The sequence below is a fragment of the Salmonella sp. A1325 genome, from assembly GCF_056991255.1.
On sequence record NZ_JAMLWO010000003.1, the window covers coordinates 358,273 to 370,582 of the forward strand.

Below are 12,310 nucleotides of genomic sequence, written 5' to 3' on the forward strand. Positions count from 1 at the left end.
TTTTTTTATCAAAGAAAGATTAAGCGCTTCCGTTAACATGCCCATTCTTTTTTCTTGATTTATATTGCATTTGTATGTGAGGTTATTTATTCATGGATTCAATCTATGAATCACTGACGGAATTAGAAAGAACAGGGCTTACATTGCGTGATTTTTTTAATTCTCATGATAGTCGTTCACTGAAATCTGCCTACGTGAGATTAAATCCCACTGCTGCGGTAAACCTTACCGATCGGGCGTGGCTGGAGGCGGAGTATGACTTTAATGCGCTATTCGTCGGTCCTGGCAAGCTGCTGGCTGCGCCTTTCGCTTCAGTGTATCTGGAAGATGATGCGCTGGTGATGGGAAAGGCGACGCTGGAGATACGGGATTTTATGGCAGCGTTGGGATTATCGGTTAATCAGGAGAGCAATATCCCTGACGATCATATTTCCTGCGTGCTGGAATTGACCACACTATTACTGGCTAACACTCGGCAAACGTCACAATACCGCTCTACTCTCACTCAATATATCAATAACTATTTAACAAAGTGGGTGCCATTATATATCGAAAAAATAAAAACTCATGCACAAACGACCACGTTATATACGGTGGCGGACATCTTATTTTATTGGCTTGATGAATTAAAACGAGAGTATCAATATGAGTAATGAGACAGGACATCTGAACAGACGTTCTTTTTTAAAGGGGATAGTGGCACTGGGCGCCGTTGCGGCTTTACCCGGAGGATTACTGACCTCCCGATGCGCGCTTGCGCAGCCGCCTGTTCCCTTTAACCCTAAAACGTACAAAATTTATCGTAACGCGTGTCCGCGTAACTGCTATGACACCTGTAGCCTCAAGACATGGGTAAAGGACGGGGTCATTACTTTCGTGGAAGGCGCGCCGGAATCAACATTTACTCACGGTACGCCTTGCGTCAAAGGGTTAAGCTATCCGCGCCGGGTTTATAGCCCCGATCGTATTAAATATCCCATGGCGCAGGACGTTCGCGGTAGCGGCAACTGGCGTCGCATCTCATGGGAAGAGGCGATGCAGCGCATTGCCGCCAAAATGCTGGAGATTAAGAAAAAAGACGGTTCTATGCTCGGTCTGGCGCTGACCAAATATTCCGGTAAGTTTGGCGTGCTGAACTATGCCGTTGAAGGGATGATGTCCTCGCTTGGCTACACCACCCGTTTTGCCGGTACGCCGTGCTGGCCTGCCGGCATCGACGCGCAAAACTACGACATGGGCGACATGTGGTGTAACGACCCGGAAGATATGGTGAAAGCGAAATACATCATTATCTGGGGCGCCAACCCGGCCTGGTGCTCAATGCACAGCATGAAGTACATCTATCAGGCGCGCGAGAAAGGGGCGAAGGTCGTGGTTATCGACCCGCTGCTGTCGCAGACTGCCGCCAAAGCCGATCTCTACCTGCGCGTACGGCCTGGCTCAGACGGCGCGCTGGCGCTGGGGATGGCGCGTCATCTGGTGGATAAAGGCCTGGTGGATCAGGATTTTGTCAACAACGATGCTCACGGCTATCCGGAATTTGAAGCCTATCTGCGCAATAACGTCACCGTGGAATGGGCGGCAGAAATCTGCGGCCTGTCTGCGGATGTCATTCGCCAGCTGGCGGAAGAGTTTACGGCGGTTAAGCCGGCCACGGTCTGGATTGGTTACGGGATGCAGCGTCATGTCAACGGCGGCGCCAACGTTCGCGCTATCGATGCCTTTGTCGCTATGTCCGGCAACATCGGTGTCGAAGGCGGCGGCGCGCGTTATGGTCATCTGCATACCTGGGGCTTTAACTATAACGCCATGCTGCAGAAGCCGCCGGTGGGCGCTATTGGTATACCGGGAGCGGCGGGCACCACCAGTGAATTCGGGGCTGCCGCTGGCAGCGACGCCGTGCAGTACTCCGATCGCTCCCTGAATATTAACCAGACGGCGCAGGGGATTCTGGAGGCCAACGATCCGCCGGTTCGTATGCTGTGGGTCGCCTGTAAAAACCCGTTTGCCCAGGATTTCGATCGCAGCAAGATGAAAAAAGCGTTTGAAAAACTGGAAATGGTGGTCTGCGCCGATCAGTTCTTCAACGAAACGGTGCAACACGCTGATATCGTGCTGCCCGTTACCACCGCGTTTGAAGAGTGGAACGTGGATGCTTCTTACTGGCACTACTGGCTTTCCATTAATCAGCCGGCGATTAAGCCGATGTATGAAGCAAAATGCGACCTTGAAATCGCGACCATGCTGTCGCGCACCATTAATAAGATGGCGCCGGGTTCCTGTACCTTCCCGCAAGAGTTCGATCACAAGCGCTGGCTGGATCAGGAGTTCAACGACGGTATGGCGAAAATGTTCGGCATCTCTTCCTGGGACGATCTGCTGGACGGGCCGAAAAAAGCGATTCTGCCAAGTTCAGCCGCCTGGTACGATCGCAAGTTCAAAACGCCGTCAGGCAAGTATGAATTTAAATCTGAACTGGCGGAGAAAAACGGCCACACCGCGCTGCCGGAATACAAACCGGAAGCCGAGAGCAAACTGCCTTTCCATCTGTTTACGCCGCACGTGCAGTTTGGCCTGCACTCGCAGTTTATCAACCTGGACTGGATGCAGGTGTTCTACCCGGAACCGTTCGTTTATATCCATCCTTCTTCCGCACAGAAAAAAGGCATCAGCGAGAACGATCTGGTCAAAGTTTTCAATGGCACCGGTGAAGTTGAGCTGCGGGCAAAAGTCACCACCAACGTGCCGGAAGATTTTCTGGTGATGTATGAAGCGTGGTTCCCGAAACGGCAGTACAACGTGCAAAACGTCGTGGCCGATACGCCTGCTGATATGGGGCTGATGAAAACTGGCGCGCCGGGCGCCGCTATCCACAGTCAGTTTGCTGACGTTGTATTGATCGGTAAAGGGGAATCCGTAGCATGAGACGTGCGTTTTTAGTGAATAGCGATAAGTGCATCGGCTGCCGCGGCTGTGCTATGGCGTGTAAAAGCTTTAACCAACTGGAGCCGGATCGCTTCTGGCGCTACGTTTATCCGTTGGATAAAGACATCTATCCACATGAAGAGCGGGCGTTTTACTCGCTGGCTTGTAACCACTGCGAACGTCCGGCCTGCGTCGCCGCCTGTCCGGTCGAAGCCTATACCAAACGTGAAGATGGGGTGGTGGTGCATAACCCTGAGCGCTGCATCGGCTGTAAAAACTGTATTCGTAACTGTCCTTATGGCGCGCCGCGTTTTAATGAAGAGACGCGTAAAGCGGAAAAATGCAGTATGTGCTACGAGCGTCTTGATATCGGTATGAATCCGGCGTGTGTAAACGCCTGTCCGGTGGGCGCCTTGTCGATTATCGATTTGGATGCCGATCCTGTGCCCGATAATGCGGTGCAGTATCCGCCAGGGTTCCCGCATATGCCACAGCTCAATCCAGGAACGCGCTTTATTCTGGCGCGCCAGCCTAAGCAGCCGGAGGACAAGTAATGGAAAAATATGAACTGCCGCTGGTGTTTTTTACGGTATTAAGCCAGATGTCTGTCGGGATGGCTTTGGTACTGACATGGCGTACGCTGCGTGGTGAAGTGGAAGGCCAGCGTTTCTATTGGTTGGTCACTGGGCTGGTGCTGGCACTGGCGTCTATTGCCGCGATTCTGCATCTGGCGCATCCCGATCGCGCTTATAATGCGCTGATTAACCTGCGACATGCCTGGTTAAGCCGGGAAATCCTTGGCGCCACGTTGTTTGGCGCAGCGGTCGGCGTAACGTTCCTGGCAAAGGGACATAAAGCGATGGCTCTTATCGCCTCCGTGTTCGGCGTGTTACTGGTGGCGGTGCAGGGGATGACCTACGCCGCGCCAGCGATGGTAGCTATCGCTAATGGGTTTACCATGCTGTTATTTTTTATTACGGTATGGGTCATGGGTTGCGCGGCGATTCCGCTGTTAAAACTCAGGCCTGCTGTTCCTGCGTTGCGCCAGGGAATTGTGGTGTGTATCGCGGTACTTATCGCGGCGCCGCTGGTGTGGTTAAGCGGGGGAACGATAATGCAGATGACGGCGCATTCATGGCTGGCTTCACCGTTTTATCTGGCAAGCCTGGTCTGCCTTGCGCTCGCTTTTGTCGCCAGCCGTCACGGTGATTCGCGCCCGAAACGCCTGTTCGTCTTGTTATTCGTTGGCGTATTTCTGAGTCGGCTGGTCTTTTTTGGCGACACGGTGAGTACTATTGTGAATATCGGGCATTTGTACTAACGATGATGCAGTAAAAAGCCCTGCCAGGCGTGACCTGGCAGGGCGTGTCAGTTTTTAGCCACCAGGGTTAACGCACAACCAATACTGGCAGCGTCGCATGGCGCACCACGCTTGAGGCGTTAGACCCCAACAGGTGTGTCGTGATGGACGGATTACGCGAACCGATTACCACGACATCCGCATCCAGTTCTTCGCCCATCTCATTGACGACATCGCGCACGCTACCAAAGCGAACGTGCGTTTTAATTCGTGAAGGATCGATACTGAAGTGTCCCACCATCGTTTGCAGACGCGTTTCCGCCTCATGCTGTAAATGTTCTTCAAAGCGACGCACGTCGGCGGCAAAGCGGTGCAGACTCATGCTCGCGGACCCAGGCAGTACATGCAACAGATGAATGACGCCATCCTGTTGCGCCAGAAACTCAGCGTGGCGAATAGCTTTATCGCTAAGTTCCATTTCAAAAACATCAACCGGCATAATGATTGTCTTATACATACCCGTTACTCCCTGTTAATCAATACTGAATTTATTCAAGCATATAATAATGTTTCTTTCTGCTATTTGTCTGGCAATTTTAAATATTGCGGCAACCTGGTGCTAAAAAAGCCGTGTATTTTCCAGGAAAAATCCTAAAGCCGCCTGTTTTGCCGGCAGTCTCTCCGGGATAGCTACCCTTTTATAGTCGAACGCAACATTCACCGTTACCCCGGAGGCTGCATGAAAGCATTGACGTATCACGGTCCACATCACGTAAAGGTTGAAAACGTACCCGATCCCGGCATTGAGCAGCCTGACGATATCATTTTGCGTGTTACCGCCACCGCGATTTGCGGATCTGATTTGCATCTCTATCGCGGCAAGATCCCACAGGTAAAACATGGCGATATTTTCGGCCATGAGTTTATGGGCGAGGTGGTGGAAACCGGACATGATGTAAAGAATATTCGGAAAGGGGATCGGGTCGTTATCCCGTTTGTCATTGCCTGTGGTGACTGCTTTTTCTGTCGGCTACAGCAATATTCAGCGTGTGAAAACACTAACGACGGACACGGCGCGGCGATGAATAAAAAACAGATCCCGCCACCGGCGGCGCTGTTTGGGTATAGCCATCTGTATGGCGGCGTTCCCGGCGGACAGGCCGAATATGTTCGCGTGCCAAAAGGTAATGTTGGTCCATTTAAGGTGCCGCCGCTGTTATCTGACGATAAAGCGCTGTTTCTTTCTGATATTTTGCCTACCGCCTGGCAGGCGGCAAAAAATGCCCAGATTCAGCAAGGTTCCAGCGTGGCGGTTTTTGGCGCAGGGCCGGTAGGATTACTGACTGTCGCCTGTGCGCGCCTGCTGGGCGCGGAGCAGATCTTCGTCGTTGATCACCACGCCTGGCGCTTGCGTTTCGCCGAAGAACGTTATGGCGCGATACCGATCAACTTCGATGATGAGAACGATCCGGCGGAAAAAATCATCGAGCAGACGGCAGGACACCGCGGCGTGGACGCGGTAATTGATGCCGTAGGCTTTGAAGCGAAAGGCAGTTTGACGGAGACGGTGCTGACGAACCTTAAACTGGAAGGCAGTAGCGGCAAAGCGCTGCGACAATGTATCGCGGCGGTCAGACGCGGCGGCGTGGTCAGCGTACCCGGCGTGTATGCCGGTTTTATTCACGGCTTTTTATTCGGCGACGCCTTTGATAAGGGGCTAACTTTTAAAATGGGTCAAACCCATGTTCACGCGTGGCTGGGGGAGTTATTACCGCTTATTGAAAAAGGGTTGCTGAAGCCGGAGGAGATTGTCACGCACTATATGCCGTTTGAAGAGGCGGCGCGCGGCTACGAAATTTTCGAAAAACGCGAAGAAGAGTGCCGAAAGGTTATCCTGGTGCCGGGAGCGACGTCGGCACAAGCGGCGCAGAAACAGGCGACGGGAGTAATCAACCCGATGCCAGGCGGCGTTGTCTGAAACAGGCAGAAATGAAAGGGCTAACGGAAAGAGGATGCGTAGGCATCCTCTGTGTAAACGCATTAACGCTTATGCAGATGGGGTTTAACGCAGGAAGTCGCCCGCGGCTTCAGGCTGATATTCGAGTTCCAGCACTTCGAGATGGGTGGAGGCGCCGCCCGGCAGTTCCCAGTGAATAGTGTCGCCGACGCGCAGTCCCAGCAACGCCGCGCCGACGGGCGCCATTACCGAAAGCTGGGTACTGCTGTCCGTCATATTGGCGGGGTACACCAGCGTCCGCACGCGTGTTTCACCATCGCTCAAATTGCGGAATTTAACGCGGCTATTCATGGTGACGACATCGTTCGGCATCTCTTGTGGCGAACACATTTGCGCGCGATCCAGTTCGGCGTTGAGCGCGTCGGCAATCGGCAGATCCGCATACGCAGGTTGTTCCAGAAGACGATCAATACGTTCGGCGTCAAGGTCGTTAATGATAATAGTGGGTCTGGACATTTCTTACTCCATGTCATCGATACTGCGAGTAGTGCAGGTAAATGGTCCCAAAAGAAAACCCTCACCGTCTGGCGGCGAGGGTTTAACTCTCATGATGATACTGAGACTTCCCCCGTCTTTGAAGTGATTTAGTTCACATTCGGGTAAATCCTCAAACGTCATAGCCTTGAGTGAATTTTAGTCTACATTCGGGCGTGTTCTCAAATGTGGCTACGGTTTTAAACCTCTGCTTCGTCAATAACCGGCTTTATCGATAATAAACTGTTTCCCGCAGTTGCCGGGATGCGGCTGCGGCTGAAATGAGGCAGAGGAGAGCGGGGCGTTAATCATCGACGCCTTTAGTGAAAACTGAATCTCTGTTAAATAGGCGGGATTGCCATGGCAGTTTACTTTAACGGCTTTGACATTATCCTGGCCCCACATTTGTGCGACGACGCTATCAAACTCAGCGCGGCTAACGGTCTTGCCGTAATTATCCGCCAGAAACTGCCCCAGCGCGCTGTCTTTTATCGCCTTATCCAGCCGTATCATGGTGCCGAAATAGGCATTGGGATCAAACCCGAAACAGGCGCCATGTTTGGCATATTCGTAGCGCTCCAGACAGGAATTCCCCCCCGCGCCGGGCATCACTTCCTTAAGCGCTGCCGCGATGTCAGGCGAAAGTCCGGGGGCGGGGGCGGAGCATTTCCGGCTGGCCTTGACTTCAGGCAGATTCGGGATTGGCCGCGTCGCACAACCAAAGCGCTGCCAGCGTCGCTGGTCAACACCGCGTGCGGCGATAGATTTGGGTAATCCAGGCCATAGGCCGTGGACGGTCAGAAAGTCTGCTTTGTTGGCTGGCTCTTTTTGCAGACGGCACTCATCGGGCTCCCGATGGCGGCGTTCATGCTGGCTTTGACAAAAACCGGTTTGCCAGGAAAGCGCCAGCACATAGTCAGTGAAATCACCGTACTGTTGCGCCTGAAGTTCGTCGGCGTTGGCGGCAAAAATCGGGGTTAAGAGGGCAGCCAGCAGCGGGCTGTAATGCCATATTGTGTTCATGGTGAATTCGATAATTTATACACATTATGAATGTTACCCATTTAATCATAAAAAATGCCGCTCAGGTGAACCTGAACGGCATCATTTTTAACCTACGTTGGCGTAATGTTTAATTCCACATTGCCAGAATCGGCCAGCCCACCAGCAACAGCATTGCGATATAGATAACGCCAAAGATTGCGCCAAGCCGCCAGTAGTCTTTGGATTTCACGTAACCGCAGCCGTAGATAATCACACCAGGGCCGGTGGCATACGGCGTCAGACAGCCCATGATACCGATAGACAGCACCAGCAGAATACAAAGTTGTTCCATCGGAACGCCCGGAATGCCTTTACCCACCGCCAGAATGACCGGCAGCATGGTCGCGGTGTGAGCGGAAAGGCTGGCGAACAGGTAGTGCGCGAAATAGAACACCAGTACCAGTACAATGACGGTTGCATCCGGCGAGAAACCTTCCAGATGCGTACTCATGGTATTGGCGAACCAGTCAATAAAGCCGGAGCGGGTTAAGCCATTGGCCATGACCACCAGCGTAGCGAGGTTCACCAGGGTGTTCCAGGCGCTGTTGTAGCGCGTAATGTCTTTCCACGGCACAACATGCAGCGCCAGCATCAGCGAGACGGCCAGCAGACCCACGGCAGTGGCGTTGATGATTTTTCCACCAAAAACCCACAATCCTAAGCTAAGCAGCACCAGGCCAATCAGCGTCCACTCTTTGCGGGACAGACGCCCCATGTTTTTTAACTCGCCGCCAGCCCAGGCCGCGACTTCTGCACTGTGGGTCACTTCAGGTTTATAAAGCACATAGGAGAGCCACGGCGCAACGATCAGTAAAATAATCCCTACCGGCAGAAAGCTGAGAAACCACTGCAGCCAGCTAATCTGGACGCCGGCGATCTTGCTGACGAACTCCAGACCTAACACGTTTGGCGCCGCGCCAGTGACAAACATCGAAGAGCTCAGGCTGGTACTGATCACCATCATCCACATCAAATAACCGCCGATGCGGCGTGCGGAAGGATCGTTTGGAAACGATTTAAACAGCGGCGGCAGGTTCTTGATGACCGGGAAGACAGTACCGCCGGTACGAGCCGTATTGGAGGGAGTAAACGGCGCCAGCAAAATATCGATAATGACAATCGCATAGCCGAGCGTCAGCGTGCGTTTACCCATGAATTTTACCAAAAACAGCGCAATGCGGCGCCCCAGCCCGGTCACTTCATAGCCCAGCGCGAAAATAAACGCGCCGAAAACCAGCCAGACCGTGGTGCTGGAGAAACCGGCAAGCCCCCATTTCAGTGCCTGTTTACTGGCGTTAAACGCCGGATCGGCCAGTTCCGAAGCGTCAAATAGCAGGTAATTGCTGCCGATAACGCAAATGGTTACGGCGATAAAACTGATCGCTGTCGCCGGGATCGGCTCCAGGATCATACCGACAATCATCGCGACAAAAACCGCAAAATAGTGCCAGGCCTGTGGCGGCATACCATCTGGAACAGGAATTAGCAACATGACGCCCATCACCACTAATGGGGCCAACAACTTCCATATATTATCTTTGGATAAAGACATAAATGACTCTCCGGAAAGGATATTTTCTATAATTGTGTTAATGATTAACTTGCGAAATTTGCGCTAAAAACCAGGTCACGATCAGCAGATCGGCGCTACCGCCTGGGCTGAGATTGCGTTCAATGCATTGCTGATCGAACCGGTGGAGATAAACGAGATCGTCAGGCGTCCGTATGCCGCCCTGCTGTAATAAGAACGCTGCCTGCTGCTGTAACCAGCGCAGACCGTCCGCCCCGCCGCGCGACGCGACGTTGGTATCGCCGTTAAGCGACATCAGCAGCAGTAAGGTATCAAGCAGCGCCAGTTCCGGATCGCGCCCCTGCGCCAGCAATGCGCGGTAGTGCGGCAACGCGTGGCGGATGACCAGCGGATAGCCCGCTTCCGCTTCACCGCGCGCGCCGGTTAATCCCAGTTGCTGATACAGCCGCTGACCTGCGGTAAGCTGTAGGTTGTTCTGGCGCAGTTCGCGCGTTGTCAGGCCGCGGCAAAAATCGGCGGCGGTAGCGCAGAGTGTTTCTGCGGCGATCGGCTGGCGTAGCTGATACAGGCGGCCAATGGCGGCGCACAGTAACCCCAGCGAGAAAATGCTGCCTTTATGGGTATTGACGCCCGCCGTTGCGCGAAACATCGCTGCTTCACAGGCCATCCCCAATGGACGCAGGCCCGCCAGAACCGACTCTGGCGGCAGGCGCGTGCAGCTGGCGCCATATTCCATAAAGCGCGGCAGCCAGTGTCGAATCGCCTCCGCGCTGCGGTGAAAATCCGCCAGCGCCATATCTTTGTGCGCGCCGCAGTTTAGTCGGTCTACCAGACCGGGTTTTGGCGATAAATTTACCTCGGTCAGCATGGCGCGCCAGGCCAAATCGGCCCAGGCGTCGTACAGCGACTGAGGCTGAATGGAGGCGTTAGTCGGGTTGGCGGGAATCGGCATCATGCAGCAGCGCCTCCATATGAATCAGTAAATCAGTCAGCGCGTGGGTTTTACCCCGCGCGCATTCAGCCGCGCTTTGCCCGCACAGCAGACAGCGGCGAGCGGGAAGCGCGAAATGGCGGCGGGAGAGTATTTCGCCTTCCGCCGTCAGGACATCGATATCCCACAGGCGCCCCAGTGGATAACGCTGTTCCAGCGCGATGGTCGCCTGTTTGAGCGCCTGAGCGGGCGCGTCAATCGCCAGCAGCCCTTCCGGCCCGCTGGCGGAAGCCAGTGCAGCCTGCTCCCGGATGGTCCAGCCATACTCTTCTGCCAGCGTGTGCAGGGCAGTCACGCCGTGATTAAAGATCCGGCGGGTTAACGCGCTGTCTTTTATCGGGCCTGGCGCCACCACGGTAAAGGAGACCAGCGGAGTGGCGTGGCGCGTTAGCCAGGCGCGCTGTCTTGCTTGTCTCTCATCCCGGCTGGCGAGCAGCTCAGGAATAGAAACGTCGTGACAGGTGGCGAGTTCAGGAAACAGGCGCATGGCTTATTCCTTCACCTGATGCACCACATCGATCACTGAACCGTCGCGATAACGCACGACAGCAATCACGCGGTCGGTGAATTCGATAGGGCGGGGCTGACCGGTAAGCAGTTGCGCGCGTTCGCGCAGCCACTCAATCGATACCACTTTCATTCCCGCTGCTTTCAGGCGTTCAGCCAGCTCCGGACGCGCCGGATTGACGGCGATACCGTGATCGGTGACCAGAATGTCAACGCTGGAGCCCGGTGTGACGCAGGTGGTGACGTTATCAACCAGCGTTGGGATGCGACCGCGCACCAGCGGCGCGACGATGATGGACAGCGCCGCCGCGACGGCGGTATCGCAGTGGCCGCCGGACGCGCCGCGTAGAACGCCGTCGGAGCCGGTCAGCACGTTAACATTGAAGTGGGTGTCTACTTCCAGCGCGCTCAGCACCACCACGTCCAGACGGTCGACGGAAGCGCCTTTAGAGCCCCAGTTGGCGTACTGGTTAGCGCTGATTTCGATATGGTTCGGGTTGCGGGCCAAAGATTGCGCAGCGTTACGATCGAAGCTCTGCACGTCAAGCAGTTTGCGGATTAAGCCCTTTTCATGCAGGTCGACCATGGTGGCGGTGATACCGCCCAGCGCGAAATTAGCCACAATGTTGCGGCTACGCATTTTGTCTTCCAGGAAGCGGGTGACCGCCAGCGATGCGCCGCCAGTGCCGGTTTGCAGGGAGAAACCTTCGTTGAAGTAGCCGGAGTGAGCAATGACTTCCGCCGCGCTGCGGGCGATCAGCAGTTCACGCGGATTAGTGGTCATGCGGGTCGCGCCAGCGCCGATTTTGTTTGCATCACCGACTTCTTCGATTTGCACGATCAGATCAACCTGATCCTGAGCGATGCTTGCTGGGTTATGCGGATACGGCAGCAGTTGCTCCGTCAGCATCACGACCTGCTTCGCGCTGTCGGCATCCACCATCGCGTAGCCCAGTGAACCGCAACAGGCTTTGCCGGTATAACCGTTAGCATTACCGAATTCATCGCAGGAGGGCACGCCAAGAAACGCAACATCAATATTGAGTTCGCCGCTTTGTACCAGATGCACACGACCGCCGTGGGAGTGAATCTGAACCGGCTCAGCCAGCAGGCCGCGAGAAATTTCTTCCGCCAGCGGGCCGCGCAGGCCTGACGTGTAGATGCGGCTGACCACCCCGTTACGAATGTGTTCAACCAGCGGCGCGTGGCAGTCGCTCAGCGAGCTGGAGGCCAGGGTCAGGTTTTTGAAGCCCATCTTCGCGATGGTTTCCATCACCAGGTTAATCGTCAGATCGCCGCCGCGAAACGCGTGGTGAAAAGAGAGTGTCATGCCGTCGCGTAAACCGGAACGGCGGATGGCCTCTTCCAGGCTGGCGCACAGTTTGTGGTCGCGCGGTTTTTGCGCTTGTAGATCCAATTTTGCCGCACTTTGGTAAGCGCTTAGTTCGCTTTCAGCGTGACGGCTCCAGGCTGCTACGCGATCCTGGCGTTGAGATTCATTTTTCTGCGTCATTTTTTTGC

12 protein-coding genes are annotated in these 12,310 nt (G+C 54.5%); 5 read left to right on the top strand and 7 right to left on the bottom strand.

Annotated features, from left to right (window positions below):
- Positions 1 to 92: 92 nt before the first annotated feature.
- Genes NAZ64_RS08665 through NAZ64_RS08680 form a run of 4 tightly spaced genes read left to right on the top strand, consistent with a single transcriptional unit; the run spans position 93 to position 4,246 of the window.
- Positions 93 to 653 (top strand): TorD/DmsD family molecular chaperone, encoded by a 561-nt coding sequence (locus NAZ64_RS08665; protein ID WP_115286211.1) that lies wholly within the window; start codon positions 93 to 95, stop codon positions 651 to 653.
- Positions 646 to 2,925, top strand: coding sequence for a molybdopterin-dependent oxidoreductase (locus NAZ64_RS08670; protein ID WP_000064319.1), 2,280 nt, complete (start codon positions 646 to 648; stop codon positions 2,923 to 2,925). Before NAZ64_RS08665 ends, NAZ64_RS08670 begins: the two co-directional genes overlap by 8 nt.
- Entirely contained in the window at positions 2,922 to 3,479 is a 558-nt protein-coding gene (locus NAZ64_RS08675) for a 4Fe-4S dicluster domain-containing protein (protein ID WP_045901041.1), read from the top strand. Before NAZ64_RS08670 ends, NAZ64_RS08675 begins: the two co-directional genes overlap by 4 nt.
- Entirely contained in the window at positions 3,479 to 4,246 is a 768-nt protein-coding gene (locus tag NAZ64_RS08680; RefSeq protein WP_024797982.1) for a dimethyl sulfoxide reductase anchor subunit family protein, read from the top strand. The genes NAZ64_RS08675 and NAZ64_RS08680 overlap by 1 nt, the downstream gene beginning before the upstream one ends.
- 67 nt (positions 4,247 to 4,313) lie before the next feature.
- On the opposite strand, the gene uspG is transcribed toward NAZ64_RS08680, so the two are convergent.
- Positions 4,314 to 4,742 carry a universal stress protein UspG gene (gene uspG, locus NAZ64_RS08685; RefSeq protein ID WP_000278499.1) on the bottom strand — a complete coding sequence of 143 codons (429 nt, stop codon included), beginning with the start codon at positions 4,740 to 4,742 and terminating at the stop codon, positions 4,314 to 4,316.
- Positions 4,743 to 4,964: 222 nt separating this feature from the next.
- On the opposite strand from uspG, the gene NAZ64_RS08690 reads away from it, so the two are divergent.
- Complete coding sequence (locus NAZ64_RS08690; RefSeq protein WP_220569351.1) at positions 4,965 to 6,203, top strand: zinc-dependent alcohol dehydrogenase; 1,239 nt, start codon at positions 4,965 to 4,967, stop codon at positions 6,201 to 6,203.
- 84 nt (positions 6,204 to 6,287) lie between these two features.
- On the opposite strand, the gene rnk is transcribed toward NAZ64_RS08690, so the two are convergent.
- The 6 genes from rnk to citF all read right to left on the bottom strand — a co-directional run bounded on the left by rnk (position 6,288) and on the right by citF (position 12,302).
- On the bottom strand, positions 6,288 to 6,698 hold the full coding sequence (rnk, locus tag NAZ64_RS08695) for a nucleoside diphosphate kinase regulator (RefSeq protein WP_000089748.1): 411 nt from the start codon (positions 6,696 to 6,698) through the stop codon (positions 6,288 to 6,290).
- Positions 6,699 to 6,932: 234 nt separating this feature from the next.
- Positions 6,933 to 7,739 (bottom strand): ribonuclease I, encoded by an 807-nt coding sequence (gene rna, locus NAZ64_RS08700; RefSeq protein ID WP_001529051.1) that lies wholly within the window; start codon positions 7,737 to 7,739, stop codon positions 6,933 to 6,935.
- A 109-nt stretch (positions 7,740 to 7,848) separates the two neighbouring features.
- Entirely contained in the window at positions 7,849 to 9,312 is a 1,464-nt protein-coding gene (gene citT / locus NAZ64_RS08705; RefSeq protein WP_000059039.1) for a citrate/succinate antiporter CitT, read from the bottom strand.
- Between the two features lie 37 nt (positions 9,313 to 9,349).
- Complete coding sequence (citG, locus tag NAZ64_RS08710; protein WP_000982653.1) at positions 9,350 to 10,246, bottom strand: triphosphoribosyl-dephospho-CoA synthase CitG; 897 nt, start codon at positions 10,244 to 10,246, stop codon at positions 9,350 to 9,352.
- Complete coding sequence (gene citX, locus NAZ64_RS08715; RefSeq protein ID WP_001236063.1) at positions 10,218 to 10,769, bottom strand: citrate lyase holo-[acyl-carrier protein] synthase; 552 nt, start codon at positions 10,767 to 10,769, stop codon at positions 10,218 to 10,220. Before citX ends, citG begins: the two co-directional genes overlap by 29 nt.
- Positions 10,770 to 10,772: 3 nt before the next feature.
- On the bottom strand, positions 10,773 to 12,302 hold the full coding sequence (gene citF, locus NAZ64_RS08720; RefSeq protein ID WP_000192323.1) for a citrate lyase subunit alpha: 1,530 nt from the start codon (positions 12,300 to 12,302) through the stop codon (positions 10,773 to 10,775).
- Positions 12,303 to 12,310 lie beyond the last annotated feature (8 nt).

Excerpts from the sequence above, each read along its gene's own strand:
- NAZ64_RS08665 (WP_115286211.1), top strand. The coding sequence starts at position 93 with ATGGATTCAATCTATGAATCACTGACGGAATTAGAAAGAACAGGGCTT.
- NAZ64_RS08670 (WP_000064319.1), top strand. The coding sequence starts at position 646 with ATGAGTAATGAGACAGGACATCTGAACAGACGTTCTTTTTTAAAGGGG.
- NAZ64_RS08675 (WP_045901041.1), top strand. The coding sequence starts at position 2,922 with ATGAGACGTGCGTTTTTAGTGAATAGCGATAAGTGCATCGGCTGCCGC.
- NAZ64_RS08680 (WP_024797982.1), top strand. The coding sequence starts at position 3,479 with ATGGAAAAATATGAACTGCCGCTGGTGTTTTTTACGGTATTAAGCCAG.
- uspG (WP_000278499.1), bottom strand. The coding sequence starts at position 4,742 with ATGTATAAGACAATCATTATGCCGGTTGATGTTTTTGAAATGGAACTT.
- NAZ64_RS08690 (WP_220569351.1), top strand. The coding sequence starts at position 4,965 with ATGAAAGCATTGACGTATCACGGTCCACATCACGTAAAGGTTGAAAAC.
- rnk (WP_000089748.1), bottom strand. The coding sequence starts at position 6,698 with ATGTCCAGACCCACTATTATCATTAACGACCTTGACGCCGAACGTATT.
- rna (WP_001529051.1), bottom strand. The coding sequence starts at position 7,739 with ATGAACACAATATGGCATTACAGCCCGCTGCTGGCTGCCCTCTTAACC.
- citT (WP_000059039.1), bottom strand. The coding sequence starts at position 9,312 with ATGTCTTTATCCAAAGATAATATATGGAAGTTGTTGGCCCCATTAGTG.
- citG (WP_000982653.1), bottom strand. The coding sequence starts at position 10,246 with ATGATGCCGATTCCCGCCAACCCGACTAACGCCTCCATTCAGCCTCAG.
- citX (WP_001236063.1), bottom strand. The coding sequence starts at position 10,769 with ATGCGCCTGTTTCCTGAACTCGCCACCTGTCACGACGTTTCTATTCCT.
- citF (WP_000192323.1), bottom strand. The coding sequence starts at position 12,302 with ATGACGCAGAAAAATGAATCTCAACGCCAGGATCGCGTAGCAGCCTGG.